At 67.4% G+C, this 22319-nt stretch carries 21 protein-coding genes; 8 read left to right on the top strand and 13 right to left on the bottom strand.

The window, feature by feature from the left end; translation table 11 throughout:
* Nucleotides 1-39: 39 nt before the first annotated feature.
* The 6 genes from FHY09_RS09940 to FHY09_RS09915 form a co-directional block, all read right to left on the bottom strand.
* Nucleotides 40-675: a glutathione S-transferase N-terminal domain-containing protein gene (locus tag FHY09_RS09940; RefSeq protein ID WP_166926726.1), complete on the bottom strand. Its 636-nt coding sequence runs from the start codon at nucleotides 673-675 to the stop codon at nucleotides 40-42.
* A gap of 189 nt (nucleotides 676-864) precedes the next feature.
* Nucleotides 865-1614: a cytochrome c1 gene (locus tag FHY09_RS09935; protein ID WP_166926725.1), complete on the bottom strand. Its 750-nt coding sequence runs from the start codon at nucleotides 1612-1614 to the stop codon at nucleotides 865-867.
* Nucleotides 1607-2866 carry a cytochrome b gene (locus FHY09_RS09930; RefSeq protein ID WP_166926724.1) on the bottom strand — a complete coding sequence of 420 codons (1260 nt, stop codon included), beginning with the start codon at nucleotides 2864-2866 and terminating at the stop codon, nucleotides 1607-1609. Before FHY09_RS09930 ends, FHY09_RS09935 begins: the two co-directional genes overlap by 8 nt.
* Entirely contained in the window at nucleotides 2866-3486 is a 621-nt protein-coding gene (gene petA / locus FHY09_RS09925; protein WP_166926723.1) for a ubiquinol-cytochrome c reductase iron-sulfur subunit, read from the bottom strand. The genes FHY09_RS09930 and petA overlap by 1 nt, the downstream gene beginning before the upstream one ends.
* Before the next feature lie 172 nt (nucleotides 3487-3658).
* Nucleotides 3659-4615, bottom strand: coding sequence for a lytic transglycosylase domain-containing protein (locus tag FHY09_RS09920; RefSeq protein ID WP_166926722.1), 957 nt, complete (start codon nucleotides 4613-4615; stop codon nucleotides 3659-3661).
* A gap of 41 nt (nucleotides 4616-4656) precedes the next feature.
* Entirely contained in the window at nucleotides 4657-5631 is a 975-nt protein-coding gene (locus FHY09_RS09915) for a WYL domain-containing transcriptional regulator (RefSeq protein WP_166926721.1), read from the bottom strand.
* Between the two features lie 76 nt (nucleotides 5632-5707).
* On the opposite strand from FHY09_RS09915, the gene FHY09_RS09910 reads away from it, so the two are divergent.
* The 8 genes from FHY09_RS09910 (at nucleotide 5708) to FHY09_RS09875 (ending at nucleotide 13496) form a co-directional block, all read left to right on the top strand.
* Nucleotides 5708-6325, top strand: a complete 618-nt coding sequence (locus FHY09_RS09910; RefSeq protein ID WP_166926720.1) for a glutathione S-transferase family protein — start codon at nucleotides 5708-5710, stop codon at nucleotides 6323-6325.
* Nucleotides 6326-6402: 77 nt separating this feature from the next.
* Entirely contained in the window at nucleotides 6403-7830 is a 1428-nt protein-coding gene (gene miaB, locus FHY09_RS09905) for a tRNA (N6-isopentenyl adenosine(37)-C2)-methylthiotransferase MiaB (protein WP_166926719.1), read from the top strand.
* A 126-nt stretch (nucleotides 7831-7956) separates the two neighbouring features.
* Nucleotides 7957-8940 carry a PhoH family protein gene (locus tag FHY09_RS09900; RefSeq protein WP_166926717.1) on the top strand — a complete coding sequence of 328 codons (984 nt, stop codon included), beginning with the start codon at nucleotides 7957-7959 and terminating at the stop codon, nucleotides 8938-8940.
* Between the two features lie 61 nt (nucleotides 8941-9001).
* Nucleotides 9002-9487: an rRNA maturation RNase YbeY gene (gene ybeY / locus FHY09_RS09895; protein ID WP_166926714.1), complete on the top strand. Its 486-nt coding sequence runs from the start codon at nucleotides 9002-9004 to the stop codon at nucleotides 9485-9487.
* A gap of 154 nt (nucleotides 9488-9641) precedes the next feature.
* Nucleotides 9642-10211: a hypothetical protein gene (locus FHY09_RS09890; RefSeq protein ID WP_456362770.1), complete on the top strand. Its 570-nt coding sequence runs from the start codon at nucleotides 9642-9644 to the stop codon at nucleotides 10209-10211.
* Nucleotides 10212-10296: 85 nt separating this feature from the next.
* A complete protein-coding gene (locus tag FHY09_RS09885; protein ID WP_166926712.1) occupies nucleotides 10297-11178 on the top strand; it encodes a transporter associated domain-containing protein in 882 nt (293 codons plus the stop codon).
* A gap of 53 nt (nucleotides 11179-11231) precedes the next feature.
* Nucleotides 11232-12434, top strand: a complete 1203-nt coding sequence (locus FHY09_RS09880; RefSeq protein ID WP_456362788.1) for a lipoprotein N-acyltransferase Lnb domain-containing protein — start codon at nucleotides 11232-11234, stop codon at nucleotides 12432-12434.
* A 15-nt stretch (nucleotides 12435-12449) separates the two neighbouring features.
* Complete coding sequence (locus tag FHY09_RS09875; RefSeq protein WP_166926710.1) at nucleotides 12450-13496, top strand: magnesium and cobalt transport protein CorA; 1047 nt, start codon at nucleotides 12450-12452, stop codon at nucleotides 13494-13496.
* A 54-nt stretch (nucleotides 13497-13550) separates the two neighbouring features.
* On the opposite strand, the gene FHY09_RS09870 is transcribed toward FHY09_RS09875, so the two are convergent.
* The 7 genes from FHY09_RS09870 to FHY09_RS09840 all read right to left on the bottom strand — a co-directional run bounded on the left by FHY09_RS09870 (nucleotide 13551) and on the right by FHY09_RS09840 (nucleotide 22304).
* Nucleotides 13551-14915: an NAD-dependent succinate-semialdehyde dehydrogenase gene (locus tag FHY09_RS09870; RefSeq protein WP_166926708.1), complete on the bottom strand. Its 1365-nt coding sequence runs from the start codon at nucleotides 14913-14915 to the stop codon at nucleotides 13551-13553.
* A 102-nt stretch (nucleotides 14916-15017) separates the two neighbouring features.
* On the bottom strand, nucleotides 15018-15863 hold the full coding sequence (locus tag FHY09_RS09865) for an ABC transporter permease subunit (RefSeq protein WP_166926706.1): 846 nt from the start codon (nucleotides 15861-15863) through the stop codon (nucleotides 15018-15020).
* Entirely contained in the window at nucleotides 15860-16771 is a 912-nt protein-coding gene (locus FHY09_RS09860) for an ABC transporter permease subunit (protein ID WP_166926704.1), read from the bottom strand. Before FHY09_RS09860 ends, FHY09_RS09865 begins: the two co-directional genes overlap by 4 nt.
* Entirely contained in the window at nucleotides 16768-17907 is a 1140-nt protein-coding gene (locus FHY09_RS09855; RefSeq protein ID WP_166926702.1) for a polyamine ABC transporter ATP-binding protein, read from the bottom strand. Before FHY09_RS09855 ends, FHY09_RS09860 begins: the two co-directional genes overlap by 4 nt.
* Nucleotides 17908-18019: 112 nt before the next feature.
* Nucleotides 18020-19555: an efflux transporter outer membrane subunit gene (locus tag FHY09_RS09850; RefSeq protein ID WP_166926700.1), complete on the bottom strand. Its 1536-nt coding sequence runs from the start codon at nucleotides 19553-19555 to the stop codon at nucleotides 18020-18022.
* A complete protein-coding gene (locus tag FHY09_RS09845; RefSeq protein ID WP_166926698.1) occupies nucleotides 19555-21102 on the bottom strand; it encodes a DHA2 family efflux MFS transporter permease subunit in 1548 nt (515 codons plus the stop codon). The genes FHY09_RS09850 and FHY09_RS09845 overlap by 1 nt, the downstream gene beginning before the upstream one ends.
* Nucleotides 21099-22304, bottom strand: coding sequence for an HlyD family secretion protein (locus tag FHY09_RS09840; protein ID WP_166926696.1), 1206 nt, complete (start codon nucleotides 22302-22304; stop codon nucleotides 21099-21101). Before FHY09_RS09840 ends, FHY09_RS09845 begins: the two co-directional genes overlap by 4 nt.
* Nucleotides 22305-22319: the final 15 nt, after the last annotated feature.

Below are 22319 nucleotides of genomic sequence, written 5' to 3'. Positions count from 1 at the left end.
GATGGGGCGATTCGGCTTCCAGCCGGTTACCGCGTGCGGTCAACCGGGCAGATCGCGCAGCTTGCGTTCCTGATCGGTGAGGCTGCGGATGAAACCCGGATGGCGGAAGATGCGGTTGCCGTAATCCTCGATCGACTTGCCATCCTTCGGCAGCGGCACATCCAGCGCGTCGAGCCGCCAGATGATCGGGGCCATGGCGCAGTCTGCCAGGCTCATCTCCGCATTGAGGAAGAACCGGCTGGCCTTGAACAGGGGCACCGAGGCGGTGAGCAGTTCCTTGAGGCGCTTGCGGCCCGCTTCGGCCTGCGTCTTGTTGCCCAGCTGGATGGCCTGCACCTGCGGCACCCAGTCGTGCTCGATGCGCAGCATGGCCAGGCGGATGCGCGCGCGCGAGAGGGGGTCAACCGGCATCAGCGGCGGATGCGGGTAGCGTTCGTCCAGATACTCGCTGACCACCGAAGCGGCATAGAGCACCAGGTCACGCTCCACCAGCGTCGGCACGGAATGGTAAGGGTTGAGATCGATCAGATCTTCGGGTGGATTCTGGGGATCCACGGCGACGTAGTCGTAGGTCACGCCTTTGGCTGCAAGCACCAGGCGGACCCGGTGGCACAGCACATCGTCGTTAGAAGAAAACAGCGTCAGGGTGTTACGCATGCGGATGCTGGCCCCCATCAAAGACTCTCCAACGACAGGGCTGCCTGCCGCCTCGGCGCTGCCGGACCGTTTCCGACAGTCGACTCCCCACTGAGTGTGCAACCGGTCGTCACAAAAGCCAATAGGTCAAGCACTCACAACGTCATCCGATGTCGCCTGACCCCACCTGCCTGCCGCCCCCCGGCCGGCCCCGCACCCCGCCTCCGTTCAATGCACGTCCCGCCAGTATTCCTTCTTCAACAGCCAGGTGAGGAAGGTCAGCAACGCCAGGAACAGCACCACCCAGACGCCGAGCTTCTGGCGTTTCAGCGCGGCGGGCTCACCGGCGTAGGCCAGGAAGTTGGTGATGTCGCGCACTGCCTGATCGTATTGGCCCGGGTCCACGTTGCCCGGCGTGCGCACTTCCAGGCCGATCACCGGCGCGTCCAGTCCCGCCGCCTCGGCCTTGCCGTGCACGGCATGCTGCAGACCCTGCATCTGCCACAGCGGGTTGGGCATGGAGGCATTGGGGAACAGCGCGTTGTTCCAGCCGAGCGGGCGGCTGGTGTCCAGGTAGAACGATTTCAGATAGGTGTAGATCCAGTCCGGCCCGCGCACGCGCGAGATCAGGCTCAGATCCGGCGGCATCTTGCCGAACCATTTCTCCGCGTCCGCCGCGGCCAGCGTCACCGGTACCGGATCGCCGATGGGAACGCCGGTGAAGTTGAGGTGGGTCATCACCTCTTCCTCGGTCAGGCCAAGATCTTCGCCCATGCGCGAATAACGCAGGTATTTCAGCGCGTGGCAGCTGGAGCAATAGTTCATGTACAGCGCGGCGCCACGCTGCAGCGACGCCCGATCATTGAGGTCATTGCCCGCCTGCAGCAGCTTGGCCGAGCCTTCCGCCGCACCGGCCACGGCACTTGCAAGCAGCAGCGCCGCCGTCAGCATCCATCGCATCATCGAGCGCTCAGTCATGGGTCGTCACCCGCTCCGGAACCGGCTTGGTCCTGTCCAGCCGCGTCCATATGGGCATGGTGATGAAGAACGCGAAGTACAGGAAGGTCAGCACCCGGCCCACCCAGGTCTCCCAGACGGCCGTACCCGGGCCCGAACCGATCACGCCGAGCCAGATGAAGCACACCACCAGCACGCCCAGCATCACTTTGGTCAACGGACCGCGGTACCGCACCGAGCGCACCTTCGAACGGTCCAGCCACGGTACGAGGAACAGGATCGCGATGGCCGAGAACATCACCAGCACGCCGCCCAGCTTGTCCGGCACCACGCGCAGCATCGCGTAGTACGGGGTGTAGTACCAGACCGGCTTGATGTGCTCCGGGGTGACCAGTCGATTGGCTTCGGTGAAGTTGTCGTGTTCCAGGAACTGCCCGCCGAAGGCCGGCGCGAAGAAGATGATGAACGCGGCAATGACCAGCAGGAACCCTGCCCCGACTGCGTCCTTGAGCGTGTAATACGGATGGAAGGGAATGCCGTCGGCGGGTGCGTGCGCCGACCAGCGGTTGCCCTTCGGACCCTTCTTGATCTCCACGCCGTCGGGATTGTTGGAGCCCACTTCGTGCAGTGCCCCCAGGTGCAGCACCACCAGCAGCAGCAGCACCAGCGGCAGCGCGATCACGTGCAGCGCGAAGAACCGGTTGAGCGTGGCGTCACTGGGCAGGTAATCGCCCATGATCCATTCGGTCAGGCCGTTGCCGATCACCGGGATCGCGCCAAACAGCGAGATGATCACTTTCGCGCCCCAGAACGACATCTGCCCCCAGGGCAGCACGTAGCCCATGAAGGCTTCGGCCATCAGCACCAGGTAGATCAGCATGCCGAGGATCCAGACCAGTTCGCGCGGCTTCTGGTAACTGCCGTAGAGCAGGCCGCGGAACATGTGCAGGTACACCACGATGAAGAACAGCGACGCGCCGGTGGAGTGCATGTAGCGGATCAGCCAGCCCCACTCCACGTCGCGCATGATGTATTCGACCGAGGCGAACGCTTCGGCTGCGCTGGTCTTGTAGTGCATCGTCAGGAAGATGCCGGTGACGATCTGGTTGACCAGGATCAGCATCGCCAGCGAGCCGAAGTAGTACCAGAAGTTGAAGTTCTTCGGCGCGTAATACTCGGTGACGTGCTTGCGATAGACCGGCATCAGCCCGGGAGCACGGGCGTTGACCCACTCGGCGATGCCGCCGGCGGTGCGGGCGAGGATGTTGGCCATCAGGCGGCTCCCTCCGGATCGACGCCGATGACCAGCGTGGTGTCATCCTGGTAGTGGTGCGGCGGCACCAGCAGGTTGGTCGGCGCGGGCACATCGTTGAACACGCGCCCGGACATGTCGAAGCGCGATTTGTGGCACGGGCAGAAATAGCCGCCCTTCCACTCCGCGTCGTAAGGCTCCGGGCGGATCTCGGCGACCATTTCCGGCGAGCAGCCCAGGTGCGTGCACAGGCCGACCAGCACGGACACATCCGGTTTGATCGATCGCAGTTCGGGATTCTTCTGCAGCACGTAGGCCGGCTGCTGGTCAGCGACCTCTGAGCCGGGGTCCTTCAGGCGCCCATCGAGGCTGGGCAAGGCCTCCAGCACCGCCTTGGACCGCTTGACGATCCAGATCGGCTGGCCGCGCCACTCCAGGGTCAGCCGCTGGCCTTCCTGCAGCGCACTGATGTCGGCCACGACCGGCGCGCCGGCCAGCTTCGCCCGTGCACTGGGATTCCATGACTTGATGAAAGGAACAGCGACGAAGCCGGCACCCACTGCGCCGATGACGGCCGTGGTGGCGGACAGGAATCGTCGACGTCCCTGGTTGACTGGCTCGTACACCCCATCGTTGGCCATCCGGCACTCCGATATTGATCAGGTAGCTTCTAGGCTGCCAACCGTCTGGTGGGGGCCAGGCGGCGATGATTCCACGGCGAGTGTAGCTGAACCTCCGCACCGGTCAATGCAATGGGCATCGCGCAGGTGATCGGCCTCCACGCGCGGCGCTTCCATGCCCTGCCGGAGGACGCTAGTGGTTGCCGGCCAGCGCACCCCGGTACCGGTCCGCCAGTTGCCCGACCCGCTGCACGTAATAGCGCGTTTCACTGTAGGGCGGCACCCCGCCGTGGCGCGCCACTGCACCTTCGCCGGCGTTGTAACCGGCAGCGGCGAGCGTCAGGTCACCGTTGAACCGCTTCAACAGCCAGGACAGGTACTGCACACCGCCGCGGATGTTCTGCGTTGCATCGTAGGAATCGGCCACACCAAAGCGTGCGGCGGTGGGCGGCATCAGCTGCATCAGTCCCTGCGCGCCGGCACGGCTGAGCGCCGTGGGATTGAAGGCGGATTCGGCATGGATGATCGCCCGCACGATGGCCTCCTCGACGCCGAATTCGCGCGCGGCGGCGGTGATCTCGCTCTGGTAGGCCGTGGTGTTCAGACGCACCGAGCCGAAGTTGACGCCCGGCCGTGCGCCGCAGGCGAAGCAGCGTTCGATGAAGCTGTAGCGGATCGTTCGCACGGTGCCCAGGCTGGCCACCTGGGTCGGCTTGGCACTGGTGTAATGGCGCACGCCGTCCTGCATGTACGCGTAGACCTGGCCGCTGACCACGCGACCGGCGCGCGAGGCAGCGGGCGCGGCTGGCGTTACGCCTGATGATGCAGGCGCGGCGGCCGGCGGCGCCAGCGGCTGCCCTGCGGCGACGGCCGTAGACGCCGGCGATTCGCCAGGCGCCCCCTGGCGCGGCGCGCGGGCCGCAACGGCAGCAGCGGCGGGCGCGGGCGTGGCAGGCGCAACGGACGGCATTGGGCGGCGGCCGGCATCGCGCGCGTAGCTGAGCGCGCTGCAGCGAGCACCGGCGATGCGTTTGCTGACGTAACTGGTGACGTCATCGCTGCCGACGCACTTGTACAGCGTGCCGGCGCTGGCGGGCACGGCCGTCAGCGCAGCGATGATGATCGCCGTCGTCCCCACAATCCCCTTCATGGCGGCGAGTGTCCCAGCTTCACCGCGCCTTGCCAAGGGCTTCACGCGCGGTCCGGCTCCGGCGGGGGCGCCAGCACCTCCAGCACCTGCGTCAGGGCGTCCTGCAGCGCGCGCGCAAGGCCTGGCGGCGTGGTGGCGATGGCGATCACAGGGCGGCCGAGGCTGAGGATCTGACCGGCCAGCATGGCGGCGCTGTCAGCGCCCATCTGCAGCACGCACTGCCCGGGCCCGTCCTCACGCAGGACCCCGCACCACGGCGGCAACTGCGGCGCGATCACGGCGGCGCTGCCCTGCAGGGTGACGTCAGCCTGCAGCTCGAACGGTGCGCGGCTGACAGCATGCCGGACCATCGCCGCCGGCGGCTGCGGCGTGCGCCGCTGCACCCCGTGTGCCGCCTCCTCCTCCAGCCCCGTCAGACGGTCCACGCGCAGGGTGCGCCAGTCCTGCCGCTCGCAGTCCCAGGCCAGCAGGTACCACCGCCGCAAGTACGTCACCAGGTGCTGGGCCTCGACCCGCCGATGGGTCAGCGCACCGTCGTGGCTGCGGTAGTCGAAGGCAAGCCGAGCTCGGGTCCGGCACGCATGGGCCAGGCGCCCCAGCAGGGCCATGTCGACCGCAGGCACCTCTGAGAGGGTGGAGGTCGCCGCATGGAGGTCGCCGGCCTCGTGCCTGCGCCGCACCGGCACCAGCGGCGCGAGCTTGGACAGCACCCGTCGCGCGGTGTCTTCCATGCCACCCACGCTGGCCGTGGCCGCCCGCAGCGACAGCGCGATCGTGGTCGCTTCGTCTTCATCCAGCAGCAGCGGCAGCACCGGCGCGCCCCCGCCAAGACGGTACCCGCCCCCGACCCCGGCCGAGGCCTGTACCGGATAGCCCAGCTCGCGCAGCCGCTCGATATCGCGGCGGATGCTGCGGCGGTCCACGCCCAGCCGCTCGGACAGCGCCGCGCCGGACCAGTGTCCGCGCGCCTGCAGCAGGGAAATCAAGCGCAGCAGGCGTTTCGCGGGGCTGGCCATGGCGCGCTCATCAAGGACAGAAGATGTCCGCAATAGTGCGTCACGATGGCCGCCCATTCAAACCGATACCGCCGCCATGAGCGCAACGCCACTGATCCTTTTCCATGCCGCCCCGTCCCGCTCGGCCGGCGTACTGGCCCTGCTTGAAGCCCTTGGCGCGGACTACCGGCTGGAGGTGCTGGACCTGAAGGCGGGCGACAACCTGGCGCCGGGCTATCTCGCCCTCAATCCCATGGGCAAGGTGCCGGCGGTGCTGCACCAGGGGGTGCTGGTGACCGAGCAGGTCGCGCTGTACCAGTACCTGGCTGAGCTCTACCCCGAAGCCGGCCTGGTGCCGGCGATCGGGGATCCGGCGCGCGGGCCGTTCCTGCGCTGGCTGGCCTTCCATGGCGCCTGCTTCGAGCCGGCGATGATCGATCTGGCGATGAAGCGCGAACCCGCGCCGCGCGGCATGTCGCCGTACGTGGATGCGGCCACCGTGCTGCAGACCATGGAGGCGCAGCTGGCCCAGGGCGACTACGTGCTGGGCGCACGGCTGAGCGCGGTGGATTTCCTGTGGGGCAGTGCGCTGGGCTGGCTGACGGCGTTCAACCTGGTACAGCCGGGCCCGGCAACGGCGGCCTACATCGCGCGCATGGCCGCCCACCCCGCCGTGGCGCGGGCACGCGCGATCGATGCGGCGCTGATGGGCTGAAGGCGCCCGCGCGGGCGGGCGCGGGACGGAGCAGGTAGACTTGCCGGCTTTCCCGCCACCCGCCTGGAATGATCGCCATGACCGGGACGCCAGACGTCGTCACCCCCATCGCCGCAGGCGATGCTCCGCTGATTCCCCTGCCCGTGGGCCCGCGCAAGCCGGAGACGGTGCGCGGCAAGCTGTACATCAAGACCCACGGTTGCCAGATGAACGAGTACGACTCGGCCAAGATGGCGGACGTGCTGGCCGCCAGCGATGGCCTCGAACTGACCGGCAATCCCGAAGAGGCCGATGTCATCCTGGTCAACACCTGTTCCATCCGCGAAAAGGCGCAGGAGAAGGTGTTCAGCCAGCTCGGCACCTGGAAGGCGCTGAAGAACAGGGGGCGCGAGGTGATCATCGGTGTGGGCGGCTGCGTGGCTTCGCAGGAGGGCGAGGCCATCATCAAGCGCGCGCCGTATGTCGACCTGGTGTTCGGGCCGCAGACCCTGCACCGGCTGCCGGAGCTGATCCGCGCACGGCGCGCGCAGAACCGCCCCCAGGTGGACATCAGCTTCCCGGAGATCGAGAAGTTCGACCGCCTGCCCGAACCGCGTGCCGAGGGGCCCTCGGCCTTCGTCTCGATCATGGAAGGCTGCTCCAAATACTGCTCGTTCTGCGTGGTGCCCTATACGCGCGGCACGGAGGTGAGCCGCCCGTTCGAGGACGTGGTGGTGGAGGTGGCGACGCTGGCCGCGCAGGGCGTGCGCGAGATCAACCTGCTGGGACAGAATGTCAATGCGTACCGTGGGCCGTACGGTGAGCCCGACGACCTGCAGTACGCCGACCTCGGCCTGCTGATCCGCACCATCGCCGAGATCGACGGCGTCGGGCGGATCCGCTTCACCACCTCGCATCCGCTGGAGTTCAGCGATTCGCTGGTGGATGCCTTCCGCGATGTGCCACAGCTGGCGAACTTCCTGCACCTGCCGGTGCAGGCCGGCAGCGACCGCGTGCTGAGCGCGATGAAGCGCGGCTACACGGCGCTGGAGTTCAAATCGAAGATCCGCAAGCTGCGCGCCGTGCGGCCGGACATCTCGATCAGTTCCGATTTCATCGTCGGCTTCCCCGGTGAGACAGAGGCTGATTTCGAAAAGACGATGAAGCTGATCGAGGACATCGGTTTCGACCAGAGTTTCTCCTTCATCTATTCGCGCCGCCCGGGCACACCGGCGGCGGACCTGCAGGACACCCTCACCGATGCCGAGAAGCACGCGCGCCTGTCACGCCTGCAGGCGCGCATCAACCAGCATGCCGCGGAAATTTCCGCCGCGATGGTGGGTACCGTGCAGTCGGTCCTGGTGGAAGGCCCTTCGCGCAAGGACCCGAACGAACTGAGCGGCAAGACCGAGAACATGCGCACGGTGAACTTCGCCGCGCCGCCGCGGCTGGTCGGGCAGTTCGTCGATGTGTTGATCACCGAGGCCTACGCGAACTCGCTGCGCGGGCGTATCGTGGCGGACTGAAACGTGGCACATTTTTCGCCACGCCTCAGCACAGCCTGCCGCACAAGCCTCATCGCGGCTTATCCACAAGTTCATCGCGGGCCTACCCCCACCCTGTGTGGAAACAACTGCAGCGGCAACGGATAAATGAAGACCATCGAACACCGTGATTTCGCCCTTTCCCCGGAAGACAACGAGCGGCTGGCCAATCTCTCGGGCCCGTTCGACGGCCACCTGCGCCAGATCGAGTTGAAGCTCGGGGTGGAGATCGCCAACCGCGGCCACGTGTTCCGCATCAGCGGGCCGGCCGAGGCGGCGGCGGAAGCGCAGAAGGTCATCGAGGCGCTGTACGAGGAGGCGGCGGAAACCACCTTCGACACGCAGGGCATCCACCTGCGCCTGAATGAAGCGAACGTGGAGCAGATCGCCGAACGCGCCTATCAAGCCCAGGATGTGGCGATCAAGGTCAAGCGCGGCACCGTGCGCGGACGCGGTGCCAACCAGGCCCGCTACCTGCACCAGATCACCACCCATGACATCAATTTCGGCATCGGGCCGGCCGGCACCGGCAAGACCTTCCTGGCCGTGGCCAGCGCTGTGGAGGCCCTGAACGAATCACGCGTGCAGCGGCTGATCCTGGTGCGGCCGGCGGTCGAAGCAGGTGAGAAACTCGGCTTCCTGCCCGGCGACCTGAGCCAGAAAGTCGACCCCTACCTGCGGCCGCTGTACGACGCCCTGTACGAGATGCTGGGCGTGGAGAAGGTGATCAAGCTGCTGGAAAAGAACGTCATTGAAATCGCGCCGCTGGCCTACATGCGCGGACGCACGCTCAACGATGCCTTCGTGATCCTCGACGAGGCGCAGAACACCACCGTGGAGCAGATGAAGATGTTCCTGACCCGCCTGGGCTTCGGCTCCACGGCGGTGGTCACCGGCGACCTCACCCAGACCGACCTGCCCAAGCACGTGAAATCCGGCCTGCGCGACGCCATCGACGTGCTGCGGGGCGTGGAAGGCGTAAGCTTCAGCTTCTTCGAAGCCCGCGACGTGGTGCGTCACCCGCTGGTGGCGCGGATCGTCAACGCGTACGATCGTCGCGATCTGCAGCAGGTCAAGCCGGGCGCCGAATGACGGGGCCGGTAGCGCCTGTGCTTTCGTGAACCTTGCCACCTGCAATGCCGGACCACCGCACATGACCAAAGGCCCCATCCGTCTTGATGTTGCTGTCAGCTACGCCCTGCCCCGCACCGGGCTGCCGTCGGCGGTCAGCTTCCGCCGCTGGGTGGCGGCCGCGCTCAAGGGCCGCATCCGCGAGGCTGACCTGGCGATCCGCCTGGTCGATGCCAAGGAAGGGCAGTCGCTGAACCGGCATTACCGGGGCAAGGACTACGCCACCAACGTGCTGAGCTTTCCCGCCGACGTGCCGGAAGGCCTGCCCAAGGGGGTGAAATTTCCGCTGCTTGGCGACCTGGTGATCTGCGCCCCGGTCGTGGCGCAGGAGGCGGCCGATCAGCACAAGGCCCTCAACGCGCATTACGCGCACCTGACCGTGCACGGTGTGCTGCACCTGCTTGGGTGGGATCACGAGGACGACAAGGAGGCCGACGCGATGGAGCAGCTCGAGCGCGAAATCCTCGCCGAACTCGGTATCGAAGATCCCTACGCCGGCGAGCGCTGACGGCAGGACCCGGGCGGCTGCGCAGACGCCTGGACGATCACGCAACAGCGCACCCCTGCGCCGCCGGGGGTGTTCCCCTGCGCGGGCTGGACGCCCGCCGCCACGGGCGGCCCGCGCTATGATCGGCGCTTCCTGCCGATTGCCCGCCGCCCCGATGACCACCTCCCGCCCGCTCCTGCTGACCGCCCTCGCCCTGATGCTGCCGATGGATGCAGTGCTGGCGCGCGGAAGCATCGACCTGCCGGCGTTGATCGAGTGCCGTGGCAGCGTGGCCGACCACGCCGCGCTGGCCGCCGCGCTGGCGACCCCGCTGGACGCCGTGGCCCACGGCCTGCAGCCGCTGCCGCAGGCCAACCCGTTCATGACCGAATACCGTCCGGCCCGCACGCTCACCGTGTTCGGCCAGCCGGCCGAGCAGATCGCGGTCGCCGGGGCCAGCATCATGGCCGTGCTGGATCTTCCCGATCCGCGTCCCCTGGCTGCCACGCTGAAGCTGGACGCGGCGGTGGACCAGCCGGACAAGTTCATGGCCGGCCGGGAGCTGGTCAGCCGTGACGTGACCGATCCGGTCACCGGCGAGGCGCAGATCGAATCGATCATCCTCAGCCTGTCCACGGTGCAATCGCACCCGGGCAAGACCCTGGCCGGCTGTACCTACAGCCTGGACCTGCCTGCGGAGACGGACCAGGGCGCCGCGCCGGCGCCTGCCGCGGGTGTGCCCTGACGCGGGATGAACGGTCCTGCGGGCGCGCGGAACATCCTGCTAGACTTGCGGCAACGCCCGGGTTCCGGGTGCCTTTCCCGCAGAGATGTCAGAAGACGACAGTACAAGCTCCCTCACGGAGCAGAATGAGAAGAAGCGCAGCTGGCTTGAACGCCTCACGGCTGCGTTTTCCGGTGAGCCGCATACCCGCGACGAGCTCGTGGCCGTCCTGCGTACCGCAGAAGAAGAAGGGCTGATCGCCGCCGATACGCTGAAGATGATGGAAGGGGCGATCTCGGTCGCCGAGCTCACTGTGGGCGATGTGATGATTTCGCGCTCGCAGATGGTGTCGCTGCCGGTCGAGGCGCCCTTCGTCGATCTGATGCAGCAGGTGGTCGAATCGGGTCACTCGCGCTTCCCGGTGCACGGCGAAAACAAGGATGACGTGCTCGGCATCCTGCTGGCCAAGGACCTGCTGCGCGGTGTCGTGGCCGACAACGGTCCCGGCACGGTGCGCGAACTGCTGCGCCCGGCGGTGCTGATTCCGGAAGCGAAGAAGCTCAACGTGCTGCTGAAGGAGTTCCGGCTCTCGCGCAACCACATGGCCATCGTGGTGGACGAATACGGCGGCGTGGCCGGGCTGGTGACGATCGAGGACGTGCTGGAACAGATCGTCGGGGAGATCGACGACGAGCATGACGAGGCCGAAGATCCCGCGGCCGGGATCGCGATCCAGGCCGACGGCCGCTACGTGGTCGATGCGCTGACGGCGATCGAAGACTTCAACGAGCGCTTCGGCGCGACGTTCCCGGACGACGATTACGACACCATCGGCGGCCTGGTCACCGAGGCCATCGGCCACCTGCCGGAGATCGGCGACGAGCTGGCCCTGGACCGCTTCATGTTCCGCGTTGCGCGGGCCGATGCGCGCCGCGTGCAGGCGTTCCACGTCACCGTGCTGCCACCCGACGAGCAGGAAACCGTTTGAACGACCGGATCGACGCCGGGCCTGCGCGCTGGCTGCGCAGGTACCTGGCAGGCCTGCTGCTGACGGCCCTGCTTGTCCTTGGGCTTCCCGTGCGTGCCCAGACGCCTGCACCGCAGGACCCCGCGCAGGCCACGGGCAGTGCGCCGCGCGTGGGCGTGCTCACCATGCAGCCCGGCACGGTGTTCTTCGAGCGGTTTGGCCACGACGCCCTGGTCGTGGTCGACCCCAGCGGTGAGGCCATCTCCTACAACTTCGGTTACTTCGATCCGGGCGAGCCGGACTTCATCAGCCGCTTCGCCCGCGGCGAGATGATGTATTACCTGATGGCGCTGCCGCTGCAGCAGGATCTTTCCTACTACGACGACGTGGGCCGGGGCGCGAGCATCCAGTGGCTGGACCTGGCGCCCGCCCAGGCGCAGGCCCTCGCCAACGACCTGGCCGAGCGCGCCCGTCCCGAGAACGCGCGCTACCGGTACGACTACTACACCGCCAACTGCGCCACGATGGTGCGCGACACGCTGGACAAGGCCATGGGCGGCGGCCTCCACGCCCAGCTCTCCGGTCGCTCGCGCGGCAACACCTACCGCAGTGAATCGGTGCGGCTGGCCTCGCCGGCCCTCTGGATGTGGCTGGGCTTCGACCTGGGCCTGGGCCCCTTCGCCGACCAGCCGCTGTCGCGCTGGCAGGAAGCCTTCGTCCCGATGCGCCTGGCCGACGCCCTGCGCCAGGTCCGCAACAGCGAGGGTCGTCCGCTGGTACAGCGCGAGCAGCAGCTGCTGCCGCACCGCATCGAGCCGGAACCGGCCGAGACCGCGCGCCACTGGTGGCCGTGGCTGCTGGTCGGGCTCGTGCTGGGCGCCGGTATCCTGGGCGCTCGCCGCCGGCCGCGCCTGCTGGCCGCACTGGCGCTTCCGCTGTGGGTGGGGGCCACCGTGGCCGGCAGCCTGCTGGTGTTCCTCTGGGGCTTCAGCGACCACTACGCCGCGTGGGGCAACCGCAACCTGCTGCAGGTCTCGCCGCTATGCGTGCTGCTGCTGCCGGGGGCCATCGCCCTGCTCCGCCGCCGCACGCCGGGGCGCCTGTTCCGCCTCACGCTGTGGCTGGTGGCGGCCAGCTCCCTGCTCGGCCTGGTGGTGCACTGGCTGAGCCTGCAGCCGCAGTACAACGTGCAGTGGATCGTACTGCTGCTGCCGGTCCATGCGGCGTTGGCGTGGGTGCTGGGACGCCGATCCATCTTGTCGCCGACGGTGCGCTGACGCACGATGGCGGACATGTCAGCACCCGATCCACAGATCCGTCCGCCGCTGGAGCCGGCAGGCCCCGCGCCGCTTCCCGGCAACCCCGACTGCGTCATCAACTGTGTCCATTACGACGACCAGGGAAAACGCCACGACATCGAACTCGATGCCATCAGCGAGGTCATCGCCAGCGGCAACGGCTTCGTGTGGGTGGGGCTGTACGATCCCGCCGACGCGGTGCTGCTGAAACTGCAGGAAGAATTCGGGCTGCATGACCTGGCGATCGAAGATGCCCGCAATGCCCATCAGCGGCCCAAGGCCGAAACCTACGGCAACTCGCTGTTCGTGGTGGTCACCACCGCCCAGCGCGTGGACGAGCGCATCCAGTACGGCGAGACGCACGCCTTCCTGGGCCCGCGCTTCCTGGTGACCGTGCGGCATGGTGCCTCGCTCTCGTATGCGCCGGTGCGCGCCCGCGTGGAGCGCGAACCCCACCTGCTGAAGATGGGGCCTTCGTACTGCCTCTACGCAGTGATGGACTTCGTGGTGGACAATTACCTGCCCATCACCAACGGCTTCCGCGATGGCCTGGACCTGCTCGAGCAGGACATCTTCTCCGACAGCTACAAGCGCAGCACCGTGGTGCACCTGTACGAACTCAAGCGTGAGCTCAACAAGATGCGCATGGTGGTGGCGCCCTTGCAGGACGTGCTGTCGCAGCTGCGCCGCCATCCGGCCGAAACCGGCCTGATCCCGGACGAGGTGAAGCTCTATGTCCGGGACGTGCATGACCATGCCGTGCGCATCAGCGATGTCATCGATACGCTGCGGGAAATGCTGGGTACCGCGCTGAGCGTGAACCTGTCGCTGGTCACGCTGGCGCAGGGCGAGACGGTCAAGCGCCTGGGCGCCTGGGCCGCCCTGCTGGCGGCGCCTACGCTGATCACCAGCTGGTATGGCATGAACTTCACGCACATGCCCGAGCTGGACAAGCCGTGGTCCTACCCGCTGATGATCGTGGGCGTGGCGGCGGTCTGCGTCGGCCTGTACCGGCTGTTCAAGCGCGTGCGCTGGCTGTAGACCGCCGGTGCGCGGGCGCCAGGCCACGGCCCGGCGCCGCTGCGCCCGGCCTGCTCAGGCCACGTAGATCGTCTTGATGTTCATGAACTCATGGATACCGTGTTCGGCCAGCTCGCGGCCGAAGCCGGAGTCCTTGCTGCCGCCGAAGGGCAGCCGCGCATCGCTCTTGACAATGGCATTGACGAAGGCCGCGCCGCACTCCATCTGCTGGGCGAACGCTTCACCGCGCGCCGCATCGCCGGTCCACACGCTGCCGCCCAGGCCGAAACGGGTATCGTTGGCCACGCGCAGGGCCTCGGCTTCGTCACGCACGCGGATCACCGACGCCACCGGCCCGAACAGTTCCTCGTCGTAGGCGGGCATGCCCGGCGCGACGTGGTCCAGTACGGTGGCCGGATAACCGGCGTAGGTCCCTTCCACCGGCACACCACCGGTCAGGACGCGGGCGCCCTTGGCGACACTGTCCTGCACCTGTTTGTGCAGCTCGTCACGCAGGTCCGCCCGTGCCATCGGCGCCAGCGTGGTCGCTTCATCGGACGGGTCCCCATAGCGGCGCTGCGCGGCAGCTTCGACGAACCGCTCGGTGAAGGCATCGGCGATCGCGTCCACCACGATGAACCGCTTGGCCGCGATGCAGGTCTGGCCACTGTTGTCGAAGCGCGATCTCACCGCCGCCTCCACGGTCTTGTCCAGATCCGCGTCATCCAGCACCACGAACGCATCGCTGCCGCCAAGCTCCATCACGCATTTCTTCAGCTGCTCGCCCGCGTTGGACGCGATCGAACGCCCGGCACGTTCGCTGCCGGTGAGCGTGACCGCCTTGACCCGGCGATCGCGCAGCACGTCTGCGGCCTGATCGTTGTCGATGTGCAGCACGTCGAATACCCCCTCGGGCACGCCGCCGCCCCGCACCACCGTGCGGATCAGATCGGCGCACTGCGGCACGTTGCTCGCGTGCTTGAGCAGGGCCACGTTACCGGCCATGAAGGTGGGGGCCAGGAAGCGGAAGACCTGCCAGATCGGGAAGTTCCAGGGCATCACCGCGAAAATGCAGCCGATCGGTTCGAAGCGGACGTAGCTTTTCCGTGCCTCGGTTTCGATGGGCTGCGCTTGCAGGTAATCGGCGGCGTGATCGGCGTAGTACTCGCAGACCTCCGCACACTTTTCGACCTCGGCCACGGCTTCGGTCTTGAGCTTGCCCATCTCGGTGGTCATCGCCCGCTGCAGTGCATCGCGGTGCTCGCGCAGTGAGGCGGCCACCTGGCGCAGGACCCGCCCACGCTCCTGCAGCGAGCTGCGCGACCAGGCAGGGAAGGCATCCGCCGCGGCCTTGAGCCGCGTCTCGATGCCTGGACCGTCGAGCAGTTCGTGACGATACGTCACGTCACCGGTGGCCGGATTGATGATTTCGATGGTCATGGGGGTCTCCTTCAGTCAGACCCTCATTCTGCGCCCGGGATCGTGAGCCGCACGTGGCTGCGGGCCGCCGCACGGGTCCACCGTGCCCCGGGGCCAGTCACGTCAGCCGGCTTCCTGCCGGGCCAGTTGACGGTCGCGCTGCCGTCGTTTCTCCGCGCGCGAGGTGATCGACCAGCCCACCACGGCGGCCACCGCCACGGCACTGACCATCAGCGTGGCCAAGGCATTGATCTTGGGGCTGATGCCCATCCGCACCGACGCGAACACCTTCATCGGCAGGGTGGTGGAGCTGGGACCGGCCACGAAGCTGGCGATCACCACGTCGTCCAGCGACAGCGTGAACGCCAGCAGCCAGCCGGCCATCAGCGCAGGAGCGATGATCGGCAGGGTGATCTTCAGGAACACCGTCAGGCGGGTGGCGCCAAGGTCCATTGCCGCCTCTTCCAGGGAACCGTCCAGTTCCTGCAGCCGCGAGGACAGCACCACGGTGACGAAGGACAGGGTGAAGGTCACATGCGCGATCCAGATCGCCGTGGCACCGCGCGCCGGGAACCCCGGGATGCTGCCCATCGCCACCAGCAGCGTCATCAGCGCGAACCCTAGGATGACATCCGGCATGACCAGCGGCGCGGTGATGAGCGCACCGAACGGAGACTTGCCGCGGAAGCGGCCGAAGCGGGTCATGACCATCGCCGCCATGGTGCCCAGCACGGTGGAGGCGCAGGCGGTCCAGAACGCAACCCTCAGGCTCATCCACAGCGCATCCATCAACGAACGGTCGTTGAACAGTTCGCCATACCAGCGGGTGGAGAAACCGGCCCATACCGTGGCCAGCCGCGAGCTGTTGAACGAGAACAGCATGAGCAGCAGGATCGGCAGGTAGAGAAAGGCAAAGCCCAGTGCCAGTGCCCCCCAGCCCAGCCAGCGGTAACCGCGCATCGTGCTCATGCCCCCTTCCCTTCCAGTACGCGCTGCTGCGAACGGTTGAACAGCACGATCGGCAACAGCAGCAACAGCAGCATCACCACGGCCACGGCCGAGGCCACCGGCCAGTTGCGGTTGTTGAAGAACTCGCCCCAGAGCACCCGCCCGATCATCAGCGTGTCCGGACCGCCAAGCATTTCCGGAATCACGAACTCGCCCACCGCCGGGATCATCACCAGCATGCAGCCGGCGATGACGCCCGCCCTGGACAGCGGCAGCGTGATGCGCACGAACGCCTGCCAGGGCTTGGCGCCGAGATCGTAAGCAGCCTCCAGCAGGCGGTTGTCATGCTTGACCAGGTTGGCGTACAGCGGCAGCACCATGAAGGGCAGATAGCAGTACACGATGCCGATGTAGGCCGCGACGGGGGTATACAGGATCTGCAGCGGCTGGTCGATCAGGCCGACCTTCAGCAGGAGCTGGTTGAGCAGACCGTTACGGTCCAGTATGCCGATCCACGCGTACACGCGGATCAGGAAGGAGGTCCACGACGGCAGCACGACCAGCATCATCATGATGTTGCGCGTGGACGGCGCCATCTTCGCGATGGCATAGGCCATCGGGTAGCCGATCACCAACGTCAGCAGGGTGGAAATGGCGGCGATCTTGAACGAGCTGGCGTAGGCCAACAGGTACTGTGGGTCCCGCACCAGCTGCAGGTAGTTCTCGAGGTTGAGCCGGAGCGAGAAAGCGCCCTGTTCGTACTGCAGCAGCCAGGTATACGGAGGCGAACCGACCTGGGTATGCGCGAAGGAGATCATCAGGATGATCACGAACGGCACCGCGAAGAACAGCAGCAGCCACAGGTAGGGAACGCCCACCACCAGGCTGCGCAGGCCCGGCCAGCCGCGCTTGGACGCTGCGGCCTTCATGAGGTGAGCACCACGCCATCATTGTCGCGCCAATGCACCCACACCGTGTCGCCCCAGGTCAGCGCGTCGCTGGCCCAGCGCTGCGAATTGGCGAAGTTGGCCATGATCGTGGCGCCGCTGGGCAGGCGCACGTGATAGACCGAGTGGCTGCCGAAGTAGGCGATATCCTCGATCACCCCCTGCGCCTTGTTGGTGGGCGCTTCGGGCTCGTCCTTGCCGATCATGATCTTTTCCGGACGCACCGCGAAGGCGACCGGTTGGCCCTCGTAGCAGGTGATGCCGTGGCCGATGTAGATCGGGGCCGGGAACGCCGGCGTGCGCACGGTGACGTACTCCGGAAGATCCTCGTCGATCACCCCCTCGAAGCAGTTCACCGAGCCGATGAAGCTGGCCACGAAGCGGTTGGCCGGCTGCTCATAGACGTCCTCCGGCTTGCCGACCTGCTGGATCCAGCCGGCATCCATGACCGCCACGCGCGTGGCCATGGTCATCGCCTCCTCCTGGTCATGGGTGACCATCACGCAGGTCACGCCGGAGGTTTCGATGATGTTGACCAGTTCGAGCTGCATCTGCGAGCGCAGTTTCTTGTCCAGTGCGCCCATCGGCTCATCCAGCAGCAGCAGCTTCGGACCTTTGGCCAGTGACCGGGCCAGCGCCACGCGCTGCTGCTGGCCACCGGAGAGCTGGTGCGGGCGACGCTTGGCCAGGTGCGTCATATGCACCAGGTCGAGCATCTCCCCGACACGGCGGCGGATGGCATCGCCGGCCAGGCCGTCCTGCTTGAGTCCGAAGGCGATGTTCTGCTCCACGCTCATGTGCGGGAACAGCGCATAGGATTGGAACATCATGTTGACCGGGCGCTTGTAGGGCGGCAGCGCGTCCAGGCGCTGGCCGTCGAGCACGATGCTGCCCCGGGTCGGCGCTTCGAACCCGCCAAGGCAGCGCAGCAGGGTCGATTTGCCGCTGCCCGAGCCCCCGAGCAGCGCGAAGATTTCGCCCTTCTGCACGTCCAGGCTCACATCGTCCACGGCAACGAAGCCATCGAACTCCTTGCGCAGCTCGCGGATGGACAGGTAGCCGGCGGGGTCGGTCGAGGGTGCGGCGACAGGGGCTTCCGGCAGGACTTCAACGGGCATCGGGCGGCTCCGGGCACGGGCGGTGGTCAGCAACCGTCATTGTAGAGGCCGGGGCGCCACGGCGATATGACGGGGCCGGTCGCGGTACGCCCTGCCGGCCCGGAGGCCGGCGCTACTGGATCTCGGGGGCGTCCTGCCAGCCCAGGCCGAGGCTCTTGTGCAGGCCGACATACCGTACCAGCAGCTGCAGTTGTGCCTGCGCGGCGGCGTCCTGCGCCTGCAGCCGCTGGCGCTGCACATCCAGCAGGTCGATCTGCGAGGCGGCCCCCGCCTGGCGCCGCTGCGCCATCAACGTTGCCGCCCGCTCGGCCGAAGCCTGCGCTTCGGCGGCCGCCTGGACCTGATGGCGCGCCGCGCCGAAACGCGACAACGCCGTATTGGCGTCCTGCAGCGCGGCCAGCACCGTGCCCTCATAGGCCGCCAGCCGTGCCTCGTTGCCCGCCCTGGCCTGCGCCACGCGCGCCTTGTTGACCCCGAAATCAAAGATCGACCAGCGCAGGAAGGGCGCCACGATGGTGGCCGCCGAATCACGTCCCAGATCCGAAAGCGAGCCGGCGCCAGCGCCGATGCTGCCGAACAGCGTCACCTGGGGAAAGTAGGCGGACAGGGCCTGGCCGATCTGCGCCGAGGAGGCCGCGAGCTCGCGTTCGGCCTTGCGCACGTCCGGGCGGCGGCGGATCACGGCGGCGGCATCGTCCACGGCGACCACCTGCGGCAGCGCAGGCAGCGGCTGCATGGACTGCAGGCGCGCATCCAGCGCACCGGGCTCGCGCCCGACCATCAGCGCCAGCACATCGCGGGCTTCATCGGCCTGCGCCTGGAGCGGTGGAAGTGCGGCACGCTGCTGTTGCAGCTGCGCCTGCGCACGCTCGACCTGCAGCTCTGAATCGGCCCCGCGCGCGCGCCGCTGACGGGTCAGCTGCAGCGCCTGATCCGCTGCGCGCAGATTGTCCTCGGCCAGGGCGATGCGCTGCTGGGCGCTGCGGTAACCGAGATACACCTGGGTCAACTCGGCGGCCAGCTGTACCTGCGCGTCTGCCAGCGCGGCGGCATCTGCTTCGGCCTCCGCGGCGGCCTGCTCGGACGCGCGGCGGCGCCGCCCGAACAGGTCCAGCTCCCAGCTTGCATCGAACGCGGCCACGTACAGCTCGGTGTCCAGGTCCACATCGGCGAACTGCTGGCGCAGCTGCGCGGCTTCCTGCGGACGGCCGTTGGCCTCGGCCGCACCGGCGATGCCCTCGCCCAGCTCGCGCACGCTGTCGCCCAGCGTGTCTGGTGGCTGCAGATTCACATAGCCGGCGGCCGCGCCGACGCTGGGCAGCTGCTCCGCCTTCCGCTGCCGCTGCAGCGCGCGCGAGGCCAGCACGCGGGCCTGGGCCGCACGCAGGTTGGGACTGCTGCGCAGTGCCTGTTCGACCAGGTCATCCAGCAGTGGATCCTTGAGCGTGCGCCACCACTGGCTGGGCGGTGCGGCGGGGGTGACGCCCGCCTGGCCTGCACGCACCAGGGCGGGTTGCGCCGTCGCCTCCTGCGCCACGTCGGGACGCACGTAGTCCGGGCCGAGCATGCACCCGGCCAGCAGCAGCGGCAGCGCCGCCGGCAACGGCCAGCGCGGAAAACAGGAAACAGCAGTTCGATTCGGCTTCATCAGTGCATCGCCAGCGGGACGCCCTTGGGCAGGGGTTTGAGCAGGAATACCAGCGGCAGCGTGAGCACCACGATGCCGCCGAAAATCCAGAACAGGTCGTTGTAGGCCATCACCATGGCCTGCATCTGCACGGTCTGCGCAAGCACGGCCATGCCCTGCGCAGGATCACCGAGCTGCTGGCCGTAGGCCTGCAGGGCGTCCTGCGCATAGGTGGAATTGGCGGTCACGCTGCTGCCGATCGCATCCACATGCAGCGTGGTGCGGCGCTCCTGGAAGGTCGAGATGATCGCCAGGCCGATCGAGCCGCCCAGGTTGCGCGCAGCATTGAACAGGCCCGAGGCATCGCTGGTGAACTCGCGCGGCACCGACGTGATGGCGGCCTGGTTGAGCGCCATCATCGCCAGCGCCAGTCCACAGCCCTGCAGCAGCTGGCCGACGACGAAATGCGGCCCCACGCTGTCCGGACTCAGCCCGAGGTTGACGAAGCAGGCCGCAGCGAAACACAGCATGCCGGCGAACACCATGATGCGCACATCCACCGTCTCCAGCATCTTCGGCATCAGCGGCATCAGCAGGATCGTCGGCAGGCCCGCCAGCAGCAGCACGTAGCCGGCCTGTTCGGTGTTGTAGCCGGCGATGATCGCCAGGAACTGCGGGATCATGTACATCACCCCGAACAGGATCATGCCCACCGCCATCACCATCACAAACACCGCGCCGAAACTGCGCTGGAACAGGATCTTCAGGCGGATCACCGGGTCGCGGCTGGTGAACTGCGAAAGCGCCAGCAGCGCAAAACCCACCAGCGACACCAGGCTCAGGATGATGATCAGGCTGGATTCGAACCAGCGCTCGCGCTGGCCGTCCTCCAGCACGACGGTCAGCGCCGACAGGCCGGCGGTCATGCCGACGATGCCCAGCCAGTCCGCGCGCAGCAGGCCGCCCCAGTCCGACGTTTCATGCGGCAGGCCGAGCAGGAGCAGGCCGACCAGACCAGCACAGATGGGCACGTTGATGAAGAACGCATAGTGCCAACTGACATTCTCGGTCAGCCAGCCACCCAGCAGTGGCCCGATCACCGGACCGAGGATGACCGTCATGCCGAACAGCGCCGTGCCCAGCGGCTGCTGCTGCGGAGGCAGCCGCGTGCCGACGATGGTCAGCGCGGTGGGGATCAGCGCGCCGCCGGCAAAGCCTTGGCCGATGCGGCCGGCGATCATCATCGGCAGCGTTTCGGCGAACCCGCACAGCACCGAAAACGCGGTGAACAAGGTGGCGCAGATCAACAGGAACGTGCGCAGGCCCAGCGTGCGCACGAACCACCCGGTGAGCGGAATCATCACGATCTCCGAGACCAGGAACGCCGTGGAGATCCATGTTCCCTCGGTGCCACTGGCGCCGACCTCGCCCTGGATGGTGGGCAACGCGGCATTGACGATGGAGATGTCCAGCGTCGCCATGAACGAACCGATGGTGCCTGCCGCCACCGCCAGCCAGGCACTGGCGTCGGCCTTTGCGGCAGCGGGTGCGGCCGGACGGTCGTTCATCGCGCCGCTGCGGCCTTGGCTTCGTCCTTGGTGCGGTCACGCGCCTGCTTGGCGCTGCGGGTATCGACGGTGACATCCACCGACATGCCCGGCACCAGCACGTTGCGTGCCTCCGGTCCGGCCTCCACGCGGATGCGCACCGGGACCCGCTGCACGACCTTGGTGAAATTGCCGGTGGCGTTCTGCGGCGGCAACAGGGCGAACTGGGATCCGGTACCTGGCGAAATGCTTTCCACCACGCCCTGCAGGGTGGTGCCCGGCAGCGCATCCACCTTGATCTCCGCCGGCTGTCCGGGCCGCATCAGCCCGACCTGGGTCTCCTTGAAATTGGCGCTCAGGTACAGCGCCGACACCGGCACGATGGTCATGGTGCGCGTGCCGGCGGCGATGAACTGGCCCACCTGCACGGTCTTGTTGCCCACGCGGCCGTCGATGCGTGCGCGCAGCTCGGTATCCTCGAACGCCACGCCGGCCTGCGTGGCATCGGCCTGGGCCTGCTTCAGTCCGGCCTGCGCCTGTTCGAGCTGTGCCTGGCTCGCCTCGATCTGGCTCTGCGCTCCCTCGATCTGTGCCTTGGCCGCCTCGTACTGGGCCTGGGCACGTTCAAGTTCGTGGCGCAGACTCTCCACATGTTCATGGGTGTCGGCGCCGCTGGCCGCCAAAGGCGTGAAGCGCGCCACTTCAGCGCGCGCGAAACGCAGCGAGGCGGTGGCCGCGGCAAGTTGACTGCGGGCCTGCACCAGGCTCGACTGCTGCCCCTGCACGCCCGCGCGCGCAGCGGCGATGTCGGCCTCGCGCACGGCGATCACCGCTTCGGCCTGGTCCAGCGTGGCGCGGTAGGTGCGTGGATCGATGCGCAGCAGCGGCTCGCCGGCCTTGACCCACTGGTTGTCCTGCACCAGCACCTCGGTCACATACCCGTTGATGCGCGGCGCCACGGCCACCGCATCGGCCTGCAGATAGGCGTTGTTGGTGTCCTGCAGGTAGCGCCCCACCAGCAGGTGGTAGACCAGCCACGCGATCAGGATCACCAGCACCGCTACGCCGATGATTGTCAGCGTCCAGCGCACCTTGGGATTCTTCAGCGGCGAGGGCTTCTTCGCCTCGCTGCCCTTTTCATCGTCCCGGCCGGGGCCGTTGTCCGTACCCGGCTCGCGGGTCGATCCGGGGGTTTCGTCGGTGCATTGCTTGGGGTCGGTCATCGTCGGGTCGCGGCG

It is taken from the genome of Xanthomonas sp. 60 (assembly GCF_011761925.1).
The sequence above is the reverse complement of the archived record's forward strand: the minus strand, read 5'-3'. Positions and strand labels throughout refer to the sequence as shown.